The 20,915-nt window shown below is 60.5% G+C and carries 20 protein-coding genes; 2 read left to right on the top strand and 18 right to left on the bottom strand.

Features of this window, described 5'->3' with window-relative positions; all coding sequences use genetic code 11:
* Positions 1-20 precede the first annotated feature (20 nt).
* From ASC80_RS09965 to ASC80_RS09985, 5 genes are read right to left on the bottom strand one after another with little or no spacing between them, the layout of a single operon-like run.
* Complete coding sequence (locus ASC80_RS09965; RefSeq protein WP_056296255.1) at positions 21-710, bottom strand: DUF3306 domain-containing protein; 690 nt, start codon at positions 708-710, stop codon at positions 21-23.
* Positions 707-1,225, bottom strand: a complete 519-nt coding sequence (locus ASC80_RS09970; RefSeq protein ID WP_056296258.1) for a DUF3305 domain-containing protein — start codon at positions 1,223-1,225, stop codon at positions 707-709. Before ASC80_RS09970 ends, ASC80_RS09965 begins: the two co-directional genes overlap by 4 nt.
* Positions 1,222-2,229, bottom strand: coding sequence for a DUF6352 family protein (locus ASC80_RS09975; protein ID WP_056296260.1), 1,008 nt, complete (start codon positions 2,227-2,229; stop codon positions 1,222-1,224). The genes ASC80_RS09970 and ASC80_RS09975 overlap by 4 nt, the downstream gene beginning before the upstream one ends.
* The gene (locus tag ASC80_RS09980) at positions 2,226-2,765 is read right to left on the bottom strand and encodes a DUF6505 family protein (protein WP_056296262.1); all 540 of its coding nucleotides are present in this window, start codon (positions 2,763-2,765) and stop codon (positions 2,226-2,228) included. The genes ASC80_RS09975 and ASC80_RS09980 overlap by 4 nt, the downstream gene beginning before the upstream one ends.
* A complete protein-coding gene (locus ASC80_RS09985) occupies positions 2,762-3,505 on the bottom strand; it encodes a biotin/lipoate--protein ligase family protein (protein WP_056296265.1) in 744 nt (247 codons plus the stop codon). The genes ASC80_RS09980 and ASC80_RS09985 overlap by 4 nt, the downstream gene beginning before the upstream one ends.
* A 149-nt stretch (positions 3,506-3,654) precedes the next feature.
* Here ASC80_RS09985 and ASC80_RS09990 point away from each other — a divergent pair, with 149 nt between their 5' ends.
* Positions 3,655-5,631: a 4Fe-4S binding protein gene (locus ASC80_RS09990; RefSeq protein ID WP_056296268.1), complete on the top strand. Its 1,977-nt coding sequence runs from the start codon at positions 3,655-3,657 to the stop codon at positions 5,629-5,631.
* Here ASC80_RS09990 and ASC80_RS09995 read toward each other — a convergent pair whose 3' ends face one another.
* The 7 genes from ASC80_RS09995 to ASC80_RS10025 all read right to left on the bottom strand — a co-directional run bounded on the left by ASC80_RS09995 (position 5,632) and on the right by ASC80_RS10025 (position 12,283).
* On the bottom strand, positions 5,632-6,921 hold the full coding sequence (locus tag ASC80_RS09995) for a c-type cytochrome (RefSeq protein ID WP_244487241.1): 1,290 nt from the start codon (positions 6,919-6,921) through the stop codon (positions 5,632-5,634).
* Between the two features lie 48 nt (positions 6,922-6,969).
* On the bottom strand, positions 6,970-7,155 hold the full coding sequence (locus ASC80_RS10000; RefSeq protein ID WP_056296272.1) for a hypothetical protein: 186 nt from the start codon (positions 7,153-7,155) through the stop codon (positions 6,970-6,972).
* Positions 7,156-7,480: 325 nt separating this feature from the next.
* On the bottom strand, positions 7,481-8,191 hold the full coding sequence (locus ASC80_RS10005; protein WP_056296275.1) for an ABC transporter ATP-binding protein: 711 nt from the start codon (positions 8,189-8,191) through the stop codon (positions 7,481-7,483).
* Complete coding sequence (locus tag ASC80_RS10010; RefSeq protein WP_200941179.1) at positions 8,191-8,964, bottom strand: ABC transporter ATP-binding protein; 774 nt, start codon at positions 8,962-8,964, stop codon at positions 8,191-8,193. Before ASC80_RS10010 ends, ASC80_RS10005 begins: the two co-directional genes overlap by 1 nt.
* Positions 8,961-10,124, bottom strand: a complete 1,164-nt coding sequence (locus ASC80_RS10015) for a branched-chain amino acid ABC transporter permease (protein ID WP_156464342.1) — start codon at positions 10,122-10,124, stop codon at positions 8,961-8,963. The genes ASC80_RS10010 and ASC80_RS10015 overlap by 4 nt, the downstream gene beginning before the upstream one ends.
* Positions 10,125-10,126: 2 nt before the next feature.
* On the bottom strand, positions 10,127-11,047 hold the full coding sequence (locus ASC80_RS10020) for a branched-chain amino acid ABC transporter permease (protein ID WP_056296282.1): 921 nt from the start codon (positions 11,045-11,047) through the stop codon (positions 10,127-10,129).
* A 63-nt stretch (positions 11,048-11,110) separates the two neighbouring features.
* Positions 11,111-12,283 carry a branched-chain amino acid ABC transporter substrate-binding protein gene (locus ASC80_RS10025; protein WP_056296283.1) on the bottom strand — a complete coding sequence of 391 codons (1,173 nt, stop codon included), beginning with the start codon at positions 12,281-12,283 and terminating at the stop codon, positions 11,111-11,113.
* A 720-nt stretch (positions 12,284-13,003) separates the two neighbouring features.
* Between ASC80_RS10025 and nirK the strand changes: the two genes are divergently transcribed.
* A complete protein-coding gene (nirK, locus tag ASC80_RS10035; protein ID WP_056296288.1) occupies positions 13,004-15,190 on the top strand; it encodes a copper-containing nitrite reductase in 2,187 nt (728 codons plus the stop codon).
* A gap of 109 nt (positions 15,191-15,299) precedes the next feature.
* Here the strand turns inward: nirK and ASC80_RS10040 are convergent, their stop codons facing one another.
* Genes ASC80_RS10040 through ASC80_RS10065 form a run of 6 tightly spaced genes read right to left on the bottom strand, consistent with a single transcriptional unit; the run spans position 15,300 to position 20,901 of the window.
* Complete coding sequence (locus tag ASC80_RS10040) at positions 15,300-16,859, bottom strand: class I adenylate-forming enzyme family protein (RefSeq protein ID WP_056296291.1); 1,560 nt, start codon at positions 16,857-16,859, stop codon at positions 15,300-15,302.
* A gap of 8 nt (positions 16,860-16,867) precedes the next feature.
* Positions 16,868-17,284, bottom strand: coding sequence for a Zn-ribbon domain-containing OB-fold protein (locus ASC80_RS10045; protein WP_056296294.1), 417 nt, complete (start codon positions 17,282-17,284; stop codon positions 16,868-16,870).
* 2 nt (positions 17,285-17,286) lie between these two features.
* Positions 17,287-18,456 (bottom strand): thiolase family protein, encoded by a 1,170-nt coding sequence (locus tag ASC80_RS10050; RefSeq protein ID WP_056296296.1) that lies wholly within the window; start codon positions 18,454-18,456, stop codon positions 17,287-17,289.
* A gap of 3 nt (positions 18,457-18,459) precedes the next feature.
* Complete coding sequence (locus tag ASC80_RS10055; protein WP_056296299.1) at positions 18,460-19,254, bottom strand: enoyl-CoA hydratase/isomerase family protein; 795 nt, start codon at positions 19,252-19,254, stop codon at positions 18,460-18,462.
* A 34-nt stretch (positions 19,255-19,288) separates the two neighbouring features.
* A complete protein-coding gene (locus ASC80_RS10060; RefSeq protein ID WP_056296302.1) occupies positions 19,289-20,047 on the bottom strand; it encodes an ABC transporter ATP-binding protein in 759 nt (252 codons plus the stop codon).
* Positions 20,044-20,901: an ABC transporter permease gene (locus ASC80_RS10065; protein WP_056298648.1), complete on the bottom strand. Its 858-nt coding sequence runs from the start codon at positions 20,899-20,901 to the stop codon at positions 20,044-20,046. The genes ASC80_RS10060 and ASC80_RS10065 overlap by 4 nt, the downstream gene beginning before the upstream one ends.
* Between the last annotated feature and the right edge of the window lie 14 nt (positions 20,902-20,915).

A 20,915-nucleotide genomic window follows, 5' to 3' on the forward strand; every position in this document is an offset into this window, starting at 1 on the left:
CGCAGCGGTCGCGACGATGGCTATTGTGGAAGCGCACTTCCATGCGTGCGATGCACAACAGAAGAAATGTCAGGTTCGCTGTCGCGAATGGCCGTGAAAGAGCTTGGCAAGGCCGTAGTACCAGCGTCCACGTGCTCTAACTCGTTTTCTGACTGATCGGTGACTGACTCGGTTGCACTGGATACCGTTTCTTGATCGGAAGATTCATTCGACTCCGCATTGGCGGAATTCACGGCATCCTGCTGTAGCTGCGACGCAGCAGAATTCGCATCGTCCTCGACGACCACCCTCTCCGGACTACCGACAATCCTTGCGACCAAATCACGCACCTGCTCCGGGGTGTAATCGAGCGGTCCGAATCCCGGCATCGCGTTTGGGTCGTTGAAGTCCCAGGCGTTCTCGGCAAGCCCGACGAAATCGCGGATTGCCGGATCGGCGAGCCATGCACGACGGAGCGCCTCACGGCTCAACGCCAGCGGAACACCCTTGCGCAAGAACGCGGTGACATCGGTGGCCGCTGTAATCGAGTCGAGCGGCGGCAACGCTGAGAGGTCGAATTCGTCGGCAGTTTCAATCCCGGACTCGACCGCGCTCCGAGCATCCTCCGTCTCCGGCGGACCCGAAACAGATGCCGGGGGCAGAGGTTTGTGAGAAATCTCCGCGTCGCGCTTGCGACGGGACCACCTGTTGAGAAATTCTTCGTTGCTCATTCGTCCCGGCCTCTCAGCACGCGCCGTGCCAGCGCCTCGGGATCGGCGTTGCCGCGCTTGCGCTTGACGAACTCTTCCCTCTCGACGTGATGCCCGGCGATGAAGCGATCAATCGCATCACGGATAACCTCCGGCATCGGTACCGGCTCGACAAGGTTGGTTGCCGCTTCGGTAAAACTTTCGCCTTCCGCCGGATCGGCCGTGGTGGCGGTCACCGCATAGGGCCACGCCCCTTCGGATGGACTCATCACCACCCAGATGCTCGCTGCGCCGGAGGCGAGATTTTCGCGGTAGCGCTGGGTCTCCGAGCGGTAGAGATCGACCGAAGCACTTCCAACATAGAAGAGCGTGGTGTCCTCCTGTTCGCGCAATGTCGTCCAGGGTTCCATGTCGGGCTCTCCTGGCAGAACACCAACGGCCCGCCAGATAAAATCGGTCCACTCAGATTCCGCCTTACGACGCTCCACCACTACGCCGACAGGAATACACAGCAGCGGGGCAGCGGCGGAGCTCAACTGACCACCTCCAGATGCTTGATGGGCAGCCCGGTAATCAGGTTCTGTGGTTTCATCCGCAGTATCCTCTCCGGCGTCGTCGCCATAATGAGATAAACCGGTTCATTCTCCAAACTGTGACTGGCAACCGCTTCGTCCGAAAAGAGCAACCGGAAAAGTCCTGCCACCCGGCCAGCGGCCTGATCGTCCAGCTCTTCGCCGTTCCAGAGCTGGTCGCCGATCGCGGTTGCTTCAGAATCCAGCCCGACATACCAGGTCAACCTGACGTCGCGTAACTCCGTCAGCGGCTCGATTGTCACATCGACGGCAAGCAGATGCGCGACCCAGCGCGTCATGACTTCGGCGACAGCAGCCGGACCCCGCCCGCCTCCAGTAAGATCGAGTCCCATGTCGAACATGTCGCTGCGGCGCCAATAGCTGTCGGAATTCTCGTCGTCGATGATGTCGATCTGGGCTTCTTCGGGGATTTCGAGCAACGACAACAGCGGCGTGGTCGGCACCGGGTTTTCGCTCCCGATCCATTCCTCATCAACCGCCAGCAGCGATTGCTGATTGAGCGTGATGCGCTGGGGCCGGAAGAACAGTTCACCGGCGCGCAAAACGAACGGGGCGTCGCAACCATCCAGCACATTACGCAGGATGACGTGCGTCAACTGATTGACGAACAGCGGCGGTAATGCGATCCCGCCGTCGCGCATCAGCGCCAGATAGGCCGCTTCGAGGGTCGGATGGCGCAGTAACAACTCGCGAAACGCCAATACAAACTGCCAGTTTTCCCGCGCATCTGGATCAACGATTGCGGAGATCTCGTCAGCATGAACAGGGCGACGTGGCTCTGCCAGCAACGCTGCGTGCAGTTGCCGCTCGGCTTGACAGGCATCCGCCGGCGGAGTCAGTTCGGGCCGGATGAAATACGCCTTGAAAAATTCGTCGGTGGCGACGAGCCCGCCCCCCGGTTCACGATCCAGCAGATGATGACCACAGGAAATCCAGAAGTCCTTCATTTGCGCTCGCGCTCCACCATGATGCTCGCAAGATCGACATCGTCTACCGGTTGATCGTCGTCCTCAACTTCCAGAAAAGCAAACGCGCGCTGATGCCGTGACGTGCCGCGCGACCGCAAAGCGCGGAAATTCTCGCGGACCTCGCCATCTTTCGCAGTGCGATGAACCGCGATCAGGGCGCCCGTGGCCTCGTTGCAAAGGGATTCGGCAAAGCTCACCTCCTCCTCTGCCGCTTGGCGCGCAGTGGCAAGATCGGGAGCGCCGAGGCGATCAACAAGCTGTTGCGCAAGCAATTCAATCACGCCGGCGCGATCGCTGTCGGTCACTTCGACGATTTCCACCAGCGTCGACCATCCCCACGATTTCAGCCCGAGGAATCCGCTGCGAAACGCCGATCGGGCCTTGCCCTGCAAGGTATCAGGATCGTCGCCCCAGAACCGGAAGGCGCCTGACACCGCCCATTCTCCCGGCTCTGCTGCCGGATCGAACACAAACGTGTCCGACGGATCGAGGGCGACGGTTCGAAGCAGTTTCACAGCCGCGGCCCTCCGGTTTCCGGATCGAGCCACGACGGGGTGCGCAGCACCGGCCACAGGGCACTTCGCCCGACATCGGTCCTGCCCGTGTGAGTCACAAGCAGGTCGCCATTATCGGCGATCCGGTAGCTGGTGTCGGTCAGGCGCGGCAACCGGTCGACGAACTCCCGCGCAAGACCATCGAATCCGTCCGATTGCCACCCATGGATAGCAGCCATCAAGTGACGCGCGAATGCTTCGGTCACGTTCGCCGCGCCGGCATCGTCGAAGCCTTCCTGCTCCAGCGCTGTCGCCAGCGGATGAACGCCCGGCTCCTCGCCGGTCATCGACACGGTGCGGATCATGGCTCCGAACACCAGCCATTGCGGCGGCTCATCCTCCCGCGCATTGGGGGGCCATCCCAATTGTCCGCCGCCCAACAGCCCGCCGTCGATGCGGATGGCGTCCGGCCAGTCGATCGTCACGAGTTTTTGCGGCGGTGCATAGGCCAACAGCGCGTCGCTCAGCGCGACCATACCGGCGTAAAACGCACGGCGCGCCATCCGTAATGGTTCGTCCGGCTCAAGAACCACCGCAAACTCGGCAAGATCGAACCGGCCGACATAAACCAGCGTACCCGCACCGCACTGCGGCGCAATCTCGATCGCATGGGCAAATGCGTTCGCCCGCTCGCGCAGCGTCACCAGCGTGAACGGCGGCGGTAGATCAAGAACCTGCTCGAACGGTGCGCGGATTCGCATGCGGCAACACGACCTCGGGCTACTATTCCAATCAATCCTGTATAGTTATAGGGTTCAAGTTCTCGATACGAGTCCCGTAACGAGAAACGCAGGCAGTTGCCATGGCGGATCGACCACGGAAGATCCTGATATGCTCGTGCGAGGACACGATGAGCCTCGACGCGCCTGCTGTGCGCAAGGCGTGCGCCAGCGCGGAAATCTCAACCTACAGGCATTTGTGCCGAACTGAGGCGGAGCAATTCAGCGCAGCCCTGGAAGACGGCGCAGCGATAACCGTCGGTTGCACCCAGGAGGCTCCGCGTTTCTCTGAGTTGGCCGGTGAACGCGATGCTCCGCTCGACTATGTCAACGTGCGCGAGACGGCGGGCTGGTCCACCGAAGGTGCGCAGGCAGGCCCGAAAATGGCCGCGCTGTTCGCAGCTGCGGCCGAACCCACGCCGGATTTTCCGCTCATCAACCTGTCGAGTGAAGGGGTCATCCTGGTCTACGGCCGTGACGAAAGCGCAATCGAGACCGGCAAACTGCTGGCCGACCAGCTCGACGTTACTGTCCTGCTCAGCAAGCCGGGGCCGCTGACGCCGGAAAGCGTCACCGTCTTCCCTGTCGTCAAAGGGACTATCCGCAACGCGGCGGGCCATCTTGGCGCGTTCGAGCTGACCGTCGACGATTACGCGCAGCCCCGGCCGTCCTCGCGGGACACCCTCGTTTTTGAGCCGGCGCGGGACGGCGCGGTTTCGCGCTGCGATCTCGTGCTCGATCTGTCAGGTGGCACTCCGTTGTTTCCGGCGCATGATTTGCGCGACGGGTACCTGCGGGCCGATCCGAAAGATCCAGCTGCGATCCTACGCGCCGTTCTCAAGGCGCGGGACCTTGTCGGCAGCTTCGACAAGCCGCGCTACATCAATTTCACCGCCGACCTGTGCGCCCATTCACGTTCGAACATCACCGGGTGCCACCGCTGCCTCGATCTCTGCCCGACCGGCGCGATCACGCCCGACGGCGACCATGTCATCATCAATGCGGAGGTATGCGCCGGATGCGGCCAGTGCGCCGCGGTCTGCCCGACCGGGGCTGCGTCCTATGCACTGCCTCCCGCCGATGCGTTGATCCACAAGCTGCGGGCGATGCTGATCGCCTATCATCAGGCCGGCGGCACCGACGCCATCCTGCTGCTGCATGATGGTGAGCATGGAACGCCGCTCATCGAGGCGCTCGCCCGCCATGGCGACGGCCTGCCCGCCAACGTGATTCCGCTCGCGGTCAACGAGGTCACCCAGGTCGGACTGGAAGCGATCGCCGCGGCCTTCGCCTATGGTGCGTCTCATCTTAGGTTTCTGTTGCGAGCACAGCCTCGCCATGAGACCGGCGGGCTCAGCAAGACGATCGCCCTTGCTGCAACGATTCTGGGCGGGCTCGGGCTTAGCGGCGAGCGGGTATCCGCGATCGAAACCGATGACCCGGATGCACTCGGCGCAACCTTGCGCGGACTGACAGCCGCTCCGGCCGTGCGGCAGCCGGCAACATTCAGGACGGTCGGCCGGAAGCGCGACGTGCTGCGCTTCGCCTTGCGCGAGCTGCACCGTGTCGCGCCCGAGCCGGTCGATGTGATCGCGTTGCCGGAGGGAGCGCCGTTCGGCACCCTCAATGTCAAAATCGACGGATGTACGCTTTGCCTGTCCTGTGTGTCGGCCTGCCCGACCGGCGCGCTATCCGACGATCCCGAACGACCAATCCTGCGGTTCGCGGAAGATGCGTGCGTGCAATGCGGTTTGTGTCAGGCCACCTGTCCTGAAAAAGTGATCGAGCTGGTTCCGCAAATCGATTTCAGAGCGGCCACAGCCCGCGCCCGCACGATCAAGGAGGAAGAGCCGGCGCTCTGTATCCGCTGCCATAAACCGTTTGGCGTCAAAAGCACGATCGACAAGGTTGCAGCAAAACTGGAAGGCCGGCACTGGATGTATCCCAATTCCAACAAACGTGTCGATGCCATCAGAATGTGTGCCGATTGCCGCGTGATCGCGATGAGCGAGGAAGGCTTCGACCCGTTTGTCGGCGTCGCCGAACGACCGGCCCCACGCACGACGGACGACTATCTGCGCGAGCGCGAACAGAACGCAAAGAACTGATTATTTTGCAGTCACCCGGGCGAGAAAATCGATAAGCGCCCGGCGGTCTTCCGGCGATGCGATGCGCTGCTCGGGCATCTTGGTGCCCGGCGTGTACGCCGCCGGTCCAATCTCAAAAAGTTTGGCGACGGATTCCGGCGTCCAGATAATGTCCATCTTCTTCAGCGCCTCGGAAAAATTGTAACCGGGCAGCGACGCGATCCTGCGGCCGAAGATGCCGGCTAACGTCGGCCCTGCACGGGCTCCATCATCCTTCGATAATGTATGACAGGCGATGCAGGATCGGAACATCTCAGCGCCGTGATCGCCAGCGAACGCAGCCAGCGGATCACCGGGCGCGCCCATGACAGGCGATCCCATCAGTTCACCAGTCAGCGCGTTCCAGCGCCGGATCGTATGATCGGCACCGCCGGTCAACAACGTCCGGTCGTCCGCAAAAAAAGCGACGGACCACACCGGTAATCCCGGCCCCACCAACGTGCGCGCAATGGTCTGTGTGTTGCGATCGATGATTGTGACCGAACCGCCAATACTGGCCGCAGCCAGCAGCGCGCCATCCGGTGAAACCGCAAGCGATATCACCGGCGTTCGGCCGGCCTTGGACTCGCCTGCGATCTTGCCGTCTCTGGTCAGAAAATAGACCTTCCCGTCCGCCGCGCCGGCTGCGATCCCGCCGTCAGAAGCGATCGCGACGGCATTCAGCGGCGACGGCAGGGTGACGACATCCGGCGCGCCGCCGGCCAAAGGCCAGATACGCACTGTCAGATCATAACCGACGCTGACCAGCGATCGCCCGTCCGGCGTGAAGGCAACACCATTCACATTCTGAGAATGACCTTCAAGCACGCGGGACTTACCGCTGCCGTCCAGCGGCCACAGCCGTACACTGCTATCCCATGATGCCGAGGCAAGCCTGGTGCGATCCGGCGAGATGGCGAGCGCGGCGATCGGCGCGTTGTGACCTGAAAGGATCGTGTCCGGCTGCGGCCGTCCGGCGCTCCAGATTGCAATCCGCGCATCCGCCCCTGCGGTCGCCATGCGCGTGTCGCTCAGGAACACGACCGCGTTCACCGCGCTCGAATGGAAACGAAGAACCTGTTCGGCGAACCCGGTCGCAACCGACCAGCGGATAACAGATGTATCGAAGCTGCCGGACAGAACGCTCCGGCCATCGGGTGAAATCGCCACCGCTCGTACCGGACCGCCATGACCGCGCATCTGCGCCATCGCCGCGCCCGACAAGAGAATCAGGATGACCGCAATGACGGTCGTTGGCGCGGCGCGAGTCACTGCGGCGCCCCGCACACAACCTCATCGTCCTGCGGCGCGCGCCACAAGCTATGGGCCCACAAGGCCAGGCTCAATCCCATAATTGCCGATGGCCAGGACCAACATTTCACGGTGAAGATTGATTGCAGAAACCGCGAGAATGAAGAAAAGCACGAGGGCCACGACAACCAGAACCGGCGAAGCCGCATTACTGTTCGCTTCGCTTCGCAGAGGCTTTTTATCCATTACCCACATGACAAATGCCTCCGCTTCGGTTTACGCCGTTCGAGGTCATTCGCTGCGTTTTACCGGAGGAGATAGATCGATCTCCTGTCGGCGCAAAACGCCCGGGAGGAGTCATTCGCCGACGCCATCGGCGTTGCAGGACTCCATTCCCTCAGGGCAACTATACTCCAACAGCCTGCGGACGCCAATTCGTCGCCCGTTCACGATCGCTTCAAAAGCGCGCAGGGCGGGATGTGCCGTATCCCCGTCTGGAAATCTCTCCGGTGACAGCAGGCAGGTCGGTGGAGTGGGCGCCAGTTGCCGCTCCTCAAGTGCACCAAGGCTGAAGTTTTACTCAGCCAAAATACGCATCGCGCACTTCCTTGGTCTTGCTCAGTTCGCTGGCCGTCCCCTGCATCACCACCTTGCCCTTGGACAGCACGAATCCGTAGTCCGCGATGGCGAGCGTCTGATGCACGTTCTGTTCAACCAGAAAAACCGTGATGCCGCGCTCCTTGATCTGACGAATGATACTAAAATTCTCTTTGACGAACAGCGGCGACAGGCCGAGTGACGGCTCGTCGATCAGCAGCAGCTTTGGCGCGCCCATGAGGCCGCGCCCGATCGAAACCATCGCCTGCTCCCCACCCGACATCGTGCCGGCAAGCTGCACCCGCCGTTCGGCCAGCCGTGGAAACAGCCGGAAGATTTCTTTCATCCGCTCCTGAGTGACCGCGTCGGAAGGCTCCCGATACGCGCCGAGCCGCAAGTTTTCTTCGACCGTGAGTTTCGGAAACACCTTGCGGCCTTCCGGGATACAAGCGATTCCTGCGGCGATAACCTTGTGCGTCTGCAACGACGTGATGTCCGATCCATCGAACGTAATGCGGCCAGCTCGCGGCGGCGTTAGCCCAAGAATGGACCGGATCAGCGTTGTCTTGCCGGAACCGTTCGATCCCAGGAGGCAGGTCACGCGGCCTGGCTCGATTGTCAAAGAGACGCCTTCAAGCACGTCGGCCTTGTCGTAGGCGGTGGTGACGTTCTCGATTTCGAGCCGGCCGGACATCACTCCACCCCCAGATAGGCTTCCTGTACCTGCCGGTCGACGGCGACCTCGCGGTACGGCCCTTCGGCGATCTTGCGGCCGAAATTGAGCACCACGCAACGGTTGGTGATGCGCTCGATGACGCCCATCTCATGCTCGACGATAACGATGGTGAGGTCCTTGTTGATGTTCCGCACCTGCAAAATATCGTCCATCAATGCCGCGGTTTCATCATGGGTCATGCCGGCCGACGGCTCGTCCAGCAGTAGCAACTTCGGCTGACTGATCAGCGCCCGGCAGATCTCGATCCTGCGGCGGTCGATCATCGGCAGCCCGGCAACGGGCTCAAACATGCGGTTCGCCAGTTGCGGCTCGAAGACCTCGATCAGGTTGCGCGCGGCATGATAATTTGCCTCAAACTCGCGCTTGAAATCATTCCGCTGCATCAGATTGAACCACAGTCCCTGATTCAACCGCTTGTGGTTTCCAATCATAATGTTGTCGAAGATCGACAGCGGCAGCGACAGTCGCGACCGCTGGAAGGTTCGGGAAATTCCGGCGTGATACACCGCACGCGACGACGACTTGGTGATATCGGTGCCGTCGAAAACAATGCTGCCTGCGTTAGCACCGTAGATGCCGGTCACAACGTTGAAGAACGTGGTCTTGCCGGAGCCGTTTGGACCAATCAGCCCGAGAATTTCGTTTGATACAACCGCAAGATCGAGTTTATCAAGCGCGACAACGCCACCGAACTTACGCGTCAGTCCCCGAGCCTCCAGGAGCGTGCTCATGGCCGCCATCCCGGGAAATAATTCCGCACCGGCCGCGGCAACAAGCCTTCAGGCCGGAATAGCAGCACCGCGATGACCAATCCGGAATAGAGCAGGAACCGGTATTCCTGAATGGTCTGCAATTTCTCCGGCACGATCACGACAATGAAGGTCGCCACCAGCAGGCCCCACGGATTGCCGATACCGCCCAGCAGCAAGATCGACACCAGGATCAGCGAGTCGGCGAAGGTATAGTTGTTCGGCGCGACGAAGCCGCCGACCATGCCGAACAGTGCGCCGGCTATTCCGATCAGAAAATTGCCAAGTAGAAATGACGTGATTTTCCAGCGGGCGATATCGAGCCCGAAGCAACTTGCGGCCGTCTCGTCGAGACGCAGCGCATCGAGATTGAGTCCGATCCACGAGCGTTCGAGGCGCCTCACCAGAATAAAGGTGACCACCAGCATCGCGAGGCTGAGAACGAAATAGCTGAAATAGAATGACAGCTCGATGCTACCGATTGAAATGTTATCGTTGAATGACCAACCGAGGATCTTCATGCCAGGAACCTGCAACCCCTGCGGCCCGCCGAGAACGTCGTTGACCTCGAGGAAGGTTTTCAACAGCAGCGCAAACGCAATGGTGACAAGAGCGGCGTAGTGGCCGCGCGTTCGCAGCACGGGAAGCAGAAGCAAGGATCCGATCAACGCCGCAAGCAACCCGCCGATCAGCAGCACAAGCAGATGTGGGATCGCGGTGTGGGCATTCAGCACCGCCGACGTATACGCCCCGATCCCGAAAAAAGAGGCCCCGGCGAAATTCAGCACGCCGGCATAGCCGAACTGGATATTCAGACCCAGAGTCGCGACCACATATAGAAGGACGGTGACAAACAGCAGCAGGACAAAATGGTCCGCGTGGAAAAACGCTGCCACCACGAATGCCGCAAGAATCGCGAAAAGGCCGAGGCGTTGCTCATGATCGGCGAAGCTGCGGCTGACCGGATCAAGCCAGCCGAGCCAGTGGGCCGCGAGTGCGGCGGCAATGCCCGCAGCCAGAAGACCGATGATCAGCGACTGCTCTTCGACCGCCAGCAGCGCGATCAGATAGCAGGTCGCTATCGCCAGCGCGGCAATGCCGGGCAGCAGGGACGCGCGCTTTTCTTCCCCGGCCTGCACCATGCTTATACTCGCTCGCTTATTTTTTCCTGGATCAACCCTGTTGGCCGCCACGCCATCAGCATGATGACGACGCCGAAGGCGAAAACATCCTTATAGGCACTGGCGAACGGCAGAGCGACCGAGCCGATGATCTGCAGCGCTGCGAACAAAAAGCCACCGAGAATGGCGCCATAGATGCTGCCGAGACCACCGATGATAGCGGCTGCAAAACCGATGATGCCGAGATACAGCCCGATGCCGAAATTGATCTCATTATAATAGAGTCCGTTCATGATGCCGGCGAAGGCCGCCAGCGCCGAACCGATCGCGAAGGTAACCAGCACGATGGCCGTGAAGTTGATCCCCATGGTACGCGCAGTCTCTTCGTCTTGCGCCACCGCGCGGATCGCCAATCCAAGCTTGGTGCGATTGAGCAGAAACTGCAGACCGACGATCACCGCGGCACCCGCCGCCAGCATGATGGCGTTGTCCAGCCGCAGGTTGAACTGGCCGATATTGATCGAATCTGTCGGCAGCAAGGCCGGGAACGGTTTCGGATTGGCGCCCTGCGGATAGAACAGGCGCACCGATTCCCGCAGCACTGTGCCCAGCATCAGCGTGATCAGCAGCGTGTTGAGAGCGGGCGCCGAACGCAGCGGCAACACCAGATAGCGCGCGATCAGCATACCGAGCACTGCCATTGCGCACAGTGCGACGGTCGCGATGACAATCAGCAGCACCGGGTTCGAAACGACGCCCATTGCCCGCAAGCCGACGAAAGTCGCAAGCGCCGCGAAAGCGCCGACCGTGACGACGTCGCCATGGGAGAACTTGATGATATCGAGGACGCCAAAGAACAGCGTGAAGCCGACCGCGACCAGAGCATACATCATGCCAAGCATTAGCCCGTTCATGATGTACTGGGCGAGCACTCCCAAATCCATGGCTTCTAAATCCCGCGCGCCGACAATGAAACGGCGGAGCGCCGGAGCGCCCCGCCGCGAAGCTTACTTCTGGCCCGGCAGCTTGCGCTTGCCGGAGGCGTATTCGCTGTCATCCCATTCAATGAACTTGCCATCCTGGATCACGTATTTGGTAATCACCGCCACCGTGTTCTGGCCGTGATCATCGAACGTAATCTTGCCGACAATGGAATCCTGGTCCTTCACGTTGGCAAGATCGGCAATCACCTTCTTGCGGTTGGGGCCGACCTTCTCGATGGAGTTCAGCAACATGTCCATCGCGGCATAAGCGAACGCGCCGTACGCCTCCGGCGGATTGTCGTATTTCTGCGCGGTGTATTTCTCCATGAAGAACTTGCCGCCCGGAAGTTTTTCCGTCGGCGCGCCTTCACGGAAGGCCAGTGTGCCCTCGGCCAGCGGGCCTAATCCTTGAATGAAGGCATCGGAGACGATGCCGGAGGTGCCGTCGAACACCGCCTTGATACCGAGCTTGTCCATCTGCGCGCGGATGCGAACGCCGATCGGCGTCAAACCACCAAAATAGACCACTTCCGGATTCAGCGCCTTGATCTGCGTGAGTTCGGCGGTGAAGTCCTGCTGATCGGCGGTGACGCCGAAAGTCCCGACGACCTTGCCGCCAAGCTTCGTCAGCGCCTTGGTGAAGTACTCATTGTGACCCTTGCCGTAATCGGTGGTGTCGTGAATGATGGCGACGTTCTTGTATCCGAGCTTGGTGATCAACGCGGCATTGGCGTCATTCTGGTTGATCATGGTGCCGTTGACGCGATGGATCTCGGCGTACTTGTTGCGGTAAGTGATGTCGGGCAGCACAGCGCCCCAGACGATCACCGGCAGGCCGAACTTGTGATAGACATCGACGGCTGCGATCGCCGTCGATGAACAGTAGTGCGTTGCAGCACCGATAATTTCCTTATCCGCCGCAAGCTTGGTGGCAGCCTGAACGGCGACATTCGGCTTGCACTCGTCATCGAGCACGACCAGTTCGTACTCGTATTTCGCCTTCGGATCGGCATTGCGAAGCTTGACCGCCAGATCGGCGGAGTTACGGCCTCCGAGGCCGTTGACCGAAACACCTCCGGTCAGCGGTCCGATAAAGCCGACCTTGACCTTGTCCTTCGCCTGCGCAGTCGAGGTCAGTGCCCCGACGATAAGCGCGCACCCAAAAATCGTACTCAATTGCCTGGCGAATCTGGACATTATGTCTCTCCGTCTGGTGATGTTTCCAATTTCGGTAGGACAGCTCCGGTCCGTTGATGCTTCCGAAGCCTCCTGTTCAAATCAGTTCATTTGTTATCCCGAGCATGTATGCTGTGGCAGAGGTTTGAAAGCGTCAGCGGACATTTCTCAGGCGTCCTAATCAGATGTCTTAAATTAATAAGCGTGCGTCACTTCGGAGTCTATCCCGCCGTTCAAGTTCGCAGGTATGGCGATGCGGTCGGCCGAGAGCTTTCAGCGAAAAACGGATGCGTCCCACAAGGCAATCAGCGACAGCGGCGCAAATCAGCGCCCGATCTGGGCACTCATCCGCGAGGCCTTCCGCAGCGGGGCTCGCCGGGCGACACGTTCCCCGCCTCTCATAGGCGCCGATCTCTGGCGCAAGGAGGGATGCCGGCAATAGTGCGAGTACACTTGGCGGCGCAGCCATTCCCATGACGCGCGCACTGCAACATCACCTGACAAGGTGAGTGGATTCCGGTCGCCGGTCTGGTGCCCGGGACCGGCCGCGCGCCGACGCTAAATTCAAACAAATTGATCGAGCGCAATGACGGCGTTCCTCAACCTCCATACCAAAGATGAAGAATAGTACTCGGACGCACGGTAGCGGCGCGAGATAGATTTGTTGTGCTTTTCCGCGTCAGCTTTTGGCCCGACTGTATCCGGCGCCTGCAGTCAAACTCAAACCCGGGGACGACAATCATGGGTCGATGGATCGCAGAAAAGCTTCAGAAATGGCTGGTCCTCGTACTTGGTCTAGTGCTCATCGGCGGCGGCATTGCCATCGGCGCACTGTTCCAGTCGGACCCCGGCCCGGCCCGGTCGGTGGAAGCCGCATCCATCACGCGGGATGATACGGTCAATCCGGCGGCACTGCGGGCCACCGCGCCCGCCCCTGTTGCGCCCCAACCCAACAGCGCAACTCCGAGCGCAGCGACTGCTGCGTCAGAAAGCAAAGTCGCCGTGCCCTCCACGACAAGCGTAAAGGCGGCGCCCAAGAGCAATGCCAAGGCGAGCACCGACACAACCACCAAGACGAACACTGCCGCCGCGCCCGCAGCGCAGGTGACGCAAGCGGCACCGGCGCCGATGATGCACAATCACGCAGCCGCGGCCCCGACCACCGGACAATCCACTCCGGCTCCTGCGCCCGCCGCGTTGACCGGCGATGCCGCAGCCGGCCGTCAGGTGTTCCGCAAGTGCCAGGCTTGCCACTCTCTCGATGCCGGCAAAAATGGTCTCGGGCCTTCGCTCGCAGGCATCGTCGGCGAGAAGGCCGCCGCCGTTCCGGGCTACAATTTTTCGCCCGCGATGAAGGCGAGCAACCTGACTTGGGACGAGGCGACGCTCGATGCTTACCTCGCCGATCCGCAAAAGGTGGTGCCCGGCAACAAGATGCCGTTTCCCGGCCTGAAAACCGAACGCGAGCGCAGCGCGGTGATTGCATTCCTCGCCGCCAATTCCAAGGCCGGCGGCGCACCTGCCGCGGTGGCACCTGCGGCGCAGAAGGCTGCACCCGCTGCCCCGAACGCGGCTGCCGCGCCGGCTCCTGCCCCGGCGACAGCAACACTATCGGCCTCGGCCGTGCCGGGGTCGAACTATGTGCCGGGGCTACGCTATACACTGCGTTCCGGCATCGCCGAGGGCCGCATGGTCTTCATCGGCGTCGGCGGATCAATTGACGGTCAGATCAACCCGCTGCTGTCGGCCGCAGAAGGACAGGTCGTCCAGATCACTCTGATCAACGGTGAAGGCGCTGAGCACGATATCGTATTCGCCGAACAGGGCCCGGCGGGAGCCTCGTCGCACATCGTCGGGAAAGGCGCGAGCACGAGCATCGCGTTTGTTGCCTCGAAAGCCGGCGACTATCTCTATTACTGCAGCGTGCCGGGACATCAACTCGCCGGCATGGAAGGTAAGTTCCTGATCACGCCGCAGCCACCGCCGCAGACCGTGGTCGAGGCTGACATTTCGCAGAAGCCCACCGACGTTCCGCCTTCGGTCGGCAAACGCGGACCTCAGACGGTGCGGGTCGATCTCGTCACCGTCGAGCTTGAAGCGCGGCTCGCGGAAGGCACGACGTTCGGCTACTGGACCTTCAACGGCAAGGTACCAGGCCCGATGCTGCGCGTCCGCGTCGGCGACACGGTCGATGTCCACCTGAAGAACGCCGATGGCAGCTCGATGCTGCACTCGGTCGATTTCCACGCGGCGACCGGCCCGGGTGGCGGCGCCGCATCGACGCAGACCAATCCCGGCGAGGAGAAGAGCTTTAAGTTCAAGGCGCTGACACCGGGCTTGTTCGTCTATCACTGCGCCACGCCGATGGTCGCCCATCACATCGCCAACGGCATGTACGGACTCATCCTGGTCGAACCCGAGGGCGGCCTGCCGCCAGTCGATCGCGAGTACTACGTGATGCAGGGCGAGATCTACACCGATGGCGCATTCGGCCAGCACGGCAGTCAGGAGTTCAACGTCGAGAAGCTGCTGAACGAACGCCCGGAGTACTTCGTCTTCAACGGATCGGTGGGGGCGCTATCCAAGTTCCATCCGATGCAGGCGAAGGTGGGCGAGACCGTCCGCATCTACTTCGGTGTCGGCGGACCCAACTTCACCTCGTCGTTCCATGTCATTGGCGAGATCTTCGACAAGGTCTACAATCTCGGCGGCGTGACCAGCGAGCCGCTTCACGGCATCCAGACCGTGCTTGTGCCGGCCGGCGGCGCGGTGATCACGGAGTTCAAGGTCGACGTTCCGGGCAATTACACGCTTGTCGATCATGCACTGGCGCGGGCCGAACGCGGATTGGTCGGCATCCTGCATGTCGAAGGGGCGGCGAACACCGAGATATTCGACGGCAAGGTCGAACCGGGATCGGGACATTGAAAACCACCCGCGAACTCCGCGGGCTCAAATCGAGAAAAGCATAGGGTTGGGAAAACCGGACCGCGCGCGAGTTGCTACGGAACGCTAACTGGAGCGGATCAGCTGCCTTTCACGCAACGATTTTCGATGATGTCACCTCATTGCCAACCATCTGCCCAGCTCGTTCGCGCAGTTCGCGTTTGAGAACCTTGCCGAGCGAGTTGCGCGGCAGTTCATCGACAATAAACACGTATTTTGGTTTCTTGTAGCCGGCGACCAGATTACGCACGTGATCGATGATCGATTGCGATGTCGGCGCGCGCCCCGGCAGACTTTCGATGAAGGCCGCCACAGCCTCACCGTAGATTGGATCGTGTACTCCGACCACCGCAGCGTCCGCCACGTCGGGATTCGAAATCAGGGCTTGCTCGACTTCCTTGGTATAGATGTTGAAACCGCCGCTGAGCACCATATCCTTCTTGCGGTCGACGATATAAAGATAGCCGTCTTCGTCAGCCTTCGCGACATCGCCAGTGCGAATCCATCCATTTTCGATCGCTTCGGTCGTCTCCTGAGGACGGTTGTAATAGCCGCGCATCACCGAGTAGCGACCTGGCTCTCCAACTCGAACGAGAAGCTCGCCCGGCTCCCCCGTTTTGACAGACGCACCAGTCTCATCGACGATCCTGACCTCCACACCGGGCGTTGGCCGGCCGATGGAGGCGGCATGATCGAACTGTTCCTCATGGGATAGCGATGTGACGCCGCCGACCTCAGTCATCGCAAAGAACGAGACGAGCCGAACATCCGGAAGCAGCGACAGGAACTGACGCTTGAGCTCCACCGGAAAAGCTTCGCCGGTGACGACGATACGCCGGAGCGACGCGCACTTCGACGAATCTGCCTTGATCTCGGGAAGCAGCATCCGGCACACTGTCGGCACCATGCCGGCGACAGTGATTCCTTCCCGGGCGATGGTTTCCACCGCCAGCTCCGGCTCGAATTTCTTCATCACCACCAGCGTGCCGCCGAGCGTCATCGAGTTCGCCAGCCGCGCAAAGCCGGTGCGATGCGCCAATGGTGTCGTGACCAGATAGCGATCGTCGCTTGAGATTCGCCACTCCACCGCATTGATGAAGCAATGCTGGGTCACGATATTGGCGTGCGTAATAATCGCGCCTTTGGGTTTTCCGGTCGTTCCCGACGTATACATGATGACTGCATCATCGGATTCGATCGACAGCGGCGGCAACGCGGTGATCTCGGACTTTCGCAGATCGTTATACGCGATGGCACCTTCAACTCGCGTACCAACAGAAATCCAGACCGCGTCTGGATTGTCATCGAGAACATCCCGGATCGCATCGCCCGATCCTTCGAACACAATGGCGAAGGGCTGACTGTCCGCACAAATGTGCTGAAGCTCACGTGCTGTCAGCCGCGTTGTCACCGGGACGACGATCGCCCCAAGCGCAAACGCAGCGTAGAACAACTCGACGATCTCCACCCCGTTCGAAAGAAACAGGACGATGCGGTCACCCGCACCGAGGCCCTGCTCCTTCAAGCCGCTGGCAACATGCGCGATCCTGCGATCGATATCCTTGTAGGCGATCCGTTCATTCTCACAAATCAACGCAATCTTGTCAGGATGCCGTACCGCCTGCGCGCGCAGGATGTTTTCCAAGCGCATGATAGATCCTAAGCGAGTTTGAAAGCTGGATACTGGATGTCGTCGCCAAGCCGGTCCCAAGCCACCTCGACCCGTTGGCCGATCGCAACCTTGTCGGGATCAGCGTCGAGAATATTGCCGAGGATGCGGACGCCGTCGTCCAGTTCCACTGTTGCCACCGAAAGCGGCAAGCGACCATCGAGCCCCGGACCCGGCACGCGGATCACCGTGCAGGCGTAGATGCTGCCCTTTCCGGAGACTTCCCGCCACTCGAGATTACGGCTTCCGGTGTAGATGCTGACCGGCCGCGGATAATGCTGAAACTTTCCAGTGTCCTTGCAGTACTGAAGAACGAGCTTGCCCTGCTTTGCTCCGTCCCAGAATGCCTGCGTATCGACATAGACGGACGGCTTGGGCGCCGGACGTCCCGCTTTTTCTTCTGCCATGTTCAGGCCTCCAGGATCATGGCGGCGCTGGTGCCCCAGTTCCGCGCGTAAGGAATGACGCCGATACCGGTGACCAGCGCGTTTTTTGGATTACTCACCTGGCGGCCGCCGCCCTCGCCGAACATCTGGCGCACGGCTTCCGCGAGATTCAGACCGCCACTGGCAAGGCCGGGCTGACCGGCCGAAATCTGGCCGCCGCCGGTGTTGAGCGGCAACGTCCCTTTGAACGACAGATCGGTATCGAGTGTGTAGTCGCTGCCTTGCCCGCGTTTGCAAAAACCGAAGTCTTCGAACTTCATCATCACCGCGATGGTGAAATCGTCGTAGGGCTGGAACATGCGGATGTCCTTCGCGGTCAACCCTGACTGTTTGTAGACCTTGGGCGCAATCTTCGAGAACCCGGTCTCCGTGATATCCGGGCACGACTGGTTGCCGTTGACATTGGTGATCTCCGCATACGCGGTCGGATACACCATCTTGGTGATGCCAAGGCTGCGCGCCTTCGCTTCGCTGGTGACAAGAAAGGCATTGGCGCCGTCACAGAACATCACGCAATCGAGCAGCCGCAGCGGATCGGCGATCACGCGGGACTTATTGTAGTCGTCCATCGTGATCGGCGTCTTGAACTTGCCGTAAGCGTTGTCGTTATGAAGCGCGTGCTCGCGCTGCGTAATGGCAATCTTGCCCAGCGCCTCCGGCTTGATGCCGTACTGATGCTGATAGCGGCTCATCAGCAGACCGAACGTCGCGGGCGGCCCCTGCACACCCGGAGGATCCTGGAATTCGGACCGATATGCGCCGTAGTTCGCGCGCCACGATGTGCTCGGCGCATCGGACGAAAGCACAACCACGACCTCGCAGTGACCGTCGCGGATGGCAGACGCTGCGCGAGCCACGCCTCCGGTGGCCGAACACCCGCCGGTACCGCCGTAGTTGAGCCAGGTCGGCGTCAGGCCGAGCGCTTCCGTCATATAAACCGCGAAGAACGGATTAGGGCACTCACTCAGCGGCGCAGTGACGGCCAGACCATCGATCTGATCTTTCTCGATTCCGGTGGCCGCCAACAGTTTGGCGAGCGCCTCACCGCCCAGATCGTAGGCGCTCCGGCCGGATTTGAAATTGATCGCCGTCTCAGAGTAGCCGGCAATCACGATGTCGCGTTTTGTTGGCATTTTTTATTCTCCGCGGAACGCTGGAGACCGCTTCTCACGGAAGGCCTTGAGGCCTTCATCACGGTCCTTGGTGAAGTAAAGAAGGAAGGACGCGTCGCCTTCGGCCTCGAAGCCGTCGGGAAGCGACATATCGACACCGCGATCGATCACCGACTTCGTCATCATCACCGAAATCGGCGCGTTCTCGCTGATGCTCTTGGCGATCTCGCGTGCCTTGTCGAGTGCCTTGCCCTGCTCGGTGACGTGATTGACGATGCGGTAGCGTTCCGCTTCGGCTGCCGAGATCCGCCGACCGGTCCACATCAATTCCTTGGCCAGTGGCTTCCCGATCAGGCGCGGCAATGTTTGCGTTCCACCGCCGCCCGGCATCATGCCAAGCTTGATCTCGGGCAAGCCGAATTTAGCATTTGCTCCCGCGACGATAATGTCGCCAACAAGGGCCAGTTCGAGACCGCCGCCCAGAGCAAAACCCTCGATCGCAGCGATCAACGGCTTCGTGAACGAGCCGATTTCGCGAAACAGGCGATTGACCTTCCGATTGCGCTTCCGAAAGCGGTAGAAATCGAAATAGCCGTTTTCCTCAATCTGGAATTCGCTGGTGTCGATCCCCGTGCAGAACGCCTTGTCGCTTCCGAGCAGAATGACAGCCCGGATGTCGCGGTCATGCTCCACCTCTCCGAGAATCCCGAGAATTTCCTCCGCCGTCTGCTCCCGCAGCGAGTTCAACTTTTCCGGCCGGTTGATCGTAATCTCGACCCAGCCGTTCTCGCGTTTCAAGATGACATCCTGATAGTTCATTGCATTCCATCTCCAGACTTGAATCTCGGGTATCTCAATGTTCGGAATCGCTGCCTTGACCCATCGCAGCAGCGATTTGGGCATGAAGTGCCGCGATTTTTTCGGGGTTGGCGCGCGCCGCATCGTCGATCTGTAGTTCGAGCGCGATCCTCGCCGGCGAACTGAGGACAATTGCCCGGTCCGCCATTTCCAGCGCGTCATCAATACGGTGGGTTATCAAGAGGCATGTCTTCTTGAATTCACGCGCGATTTGATAGAAGTCGCGCCGCAACGTGCCGGACGTCACGTGGTCAAGCTGGCTGAACGATTCATCGAGAAACACGATCTCCGGATCGATCGCCAGCGCCCGCGCCAGCGACACACGCTGACGCATCCCGCCAGACAGCTCGTGGACATACTTGTCATCGGCACCATCAAGCCGAACCCGTGCCAGCCATTCCCTGGCTCGCGTGCGGGCTTCGCTCTTCGATTTGCCGAGAATGAGAAGCCCAAGTTCGACATTCTCGACAGCCGTACGCCACGGCAGCAGGCGATCGGTCTGGAAACTGACCGACAGCTTTCCCTTCAGCGCCTTGAACGAGGCGTAAGGATCTACACCCGCTACCCGGACAGTGCCTTCGTTCGGCGCAGTCGTTCCCATAATGAGATTCAACACGGTGCTTTTGCCTGCGCCGGTCTGCCCAAGCAGAACGACGATCTCGCCGCGGCCGACATTCAGCGACAGACGATCGACCGCGAGGTGCGAACCGAACACTTTCGTGATGTCGTTGACCTCGATCACATTTTCCATCATCGGACCGTCGCCTCCGCGCGCCAGCTCAGCACCAGTTTTTCCAACCCGTTCACCAGAGCCTGAAGAACGAGATTGAGGATCACGAGGAAGAACGTCCAGGCGAGAACCTGATCGATCCGGAATGTCGATTGCGCAAGATTCATGCGCGCGCCGATGCCGACTGCCGACGCCACAAGCTCAGCGAAGATCACCATGCGGATCGCGTAGCCGATGACCGATCTGGTGGTCAGGAAGATGTACGGCACGATATGAGGCAGGATGAGATAGCGCAGCACCTGCCAACGCGACGGCCGGAAGCTCTCGATCATATCGACCAGATCTTTCGACAGCGCACGGACGCCTTCATAGATATTCAGTGCATAGAACGGCAGCAGGATCACGAGCAGGATGAAGAAAATTCGCGTTTCCGGATTCTTGAACCAGAACACGGCAATCAGCATCCATGACAGCGCGGGGATGCCGGTATCGATGACCACTACGGCCTTGAGATAGGGCCTGATCCACGGCAGCATGCCCATCGCAAGGCCGATCAGAACACCAACCGTCATGGCGACGCTTACTGCGACCGTGAGGCGCAGCAACGTGATCCCGACGTGGTAGGGATCCGTCAGAAAGAGTTCACGCGCCGCGTTCCACACCGTCAGCGGTGACGGCATGACGTAGTCCGGAACGTACCGGCTTGTGATCTCCATGGCGATCAGCAGGATCACCACGACGACACTTGTCGCAAACAGATCGCGTCTGCTCTCGAGACTCCGGCGCGATCCTGCGCTCATCGAAAGCGGCTTCACGATCTCCCGGCCGCCCGGAAGACCGATGCCCGTTGCTTTCTCCACTTTTGCCAGCGCTGTCATATCTTTCGCCATCT

This window comes from Afipia sp. Root123D2 (assembly GCF_001425835.1).
Taxonomy (GTDB): Bacteria; Pseudomonadota; Alphaproteobacteria; order Rhizobiales; family Xanthobacteraceae; genus Afipia.

Excerpts from the sequence above, each read along its gene's own strand:
- ASC80_RS10015 (WP_156464342.1), bottom strand. The coding sequence starts at position 10,124 with ATGGTGCAGGCCGGGGAAGAAAAGCGCGCGTCCCTGCTGCCCGGCATT.
- ASC80_RS10025 (WP_056296283.1), bottom strand. The coding sequence starts at position 12,283 with ATGTCCAGATTCGCCAGGCAATTGAGTACGATTTTTGGGTGCGCGCTT.
- ASC80_RS09990 (WP_056296268.1), top strand. The coding sequence starts at position 3,655 with ATGAGCCTCGACGCGCCTGCTGTGCGCAAGGCGTGCGCCAGCGCGGAA.
- ASC80_RS10040 (WP_056296291.1), bottom strand. The coding sequence starts at position 16,859 with ATGCGCTTGGAAAACATCCTGCGCGCGCAGGCGGTACGGCATCCTGAC.
- ASC80_RS09965 (WP_056296255.1), bottom strand. The coding sequence starts at position 710 with ATGAGCAACGAAGAATTTCTCAACAGGTGGTCCCGTCGCAAGCGCGAC.
- ASC80_RS10020 (WP_056296282.1), bottom strand. The coding sequence starts at position 11,047 with ATGGATTTGGGAGTGCTCGCCCAGTACATCATGAACGGGCTAATGCTT.
- ASC80_RS10000 (WP_056296272.1), bottom strand. The coding sequence starts at position 7,155 with ATGTGGGTAATGGATAAAAAGCCTCTGCGAAGCGAAGCGAACAGTAAT.
- ASC80_RS09985 (WP_056296265.1), bottom strand. The coding sequence starts at position 3,505 with ATGCGAATCCGCGCACCGTTCGAGCAGGTTCTTGATCTACCGCCGCCG.
- ASC80_RS10010 (WP_200941179.1), bottom strand. The coding sequence starts at position 8,964 with ATGAGCACGCTCCTGGAGGCTCGGGGACTGACGCGTAAGTTCGGTGGC.
- ASC80_RS10050 (WP_056296296.1), bottom strand. The coding sequence starts at position 18,456 with ATGCCAACAAAACGCGACATCGTGATTGCCGGCTACTCTGAGACGGCG.
- ASC80_RS10005 (WP_056296275.1), bottom strand. The coding sequence starts at position 8,191 with ATGTCCGGCCGGCTCGAAATCGAGAACGTCACCACCGCCTACGACAAG.
- nirK (WP_056296288.1), top strand. The coding sequence starts at position 13,004 with ATGGGTCGATGGATCGCAGAAAAGCTTCAGAAATGGCTGGTCCTCGTA.
- ASC80_RS10045 (WP_056296294.1), bottom strand. The coding sequence starts at position 17,284 with ATGGCAGAAGAAAAAGCGGGACGTCCGGCGCCCAAGCCGTCCGTCTAT.
- ASC80_RS09975 (WP_056296260.1), bottom strand. The coding sequence starts at position 2,229 with ATGAAGGACTTCTGGATTTCCTGTGGTCATCATCTGCTGGATCGTGAA.
- ASC80_RS10060 (WP_056296302.1), bottom strand. The coding sequence starts at position 20,047 with ATGATGGAAAATGTGATCGAGGTCAACGACATCACGAAAGTGTTCGGT.
- ASC80_RS10055 (WP_056296299.1), bottom strand. The coding sequence starts at position 19,254 with ATGAACTATCAGGATGTCATCTTGAAACGCGAGAACGGCTGGGTCGAG.
- ASC80_RS10065 (WP_056298648.1), bottom strand. The coding sequence starts at position 20,901 with ATGACAGCGCTGGCAAAAGTGGAGAAAGCAACGGGCATCGGTCTTCCG.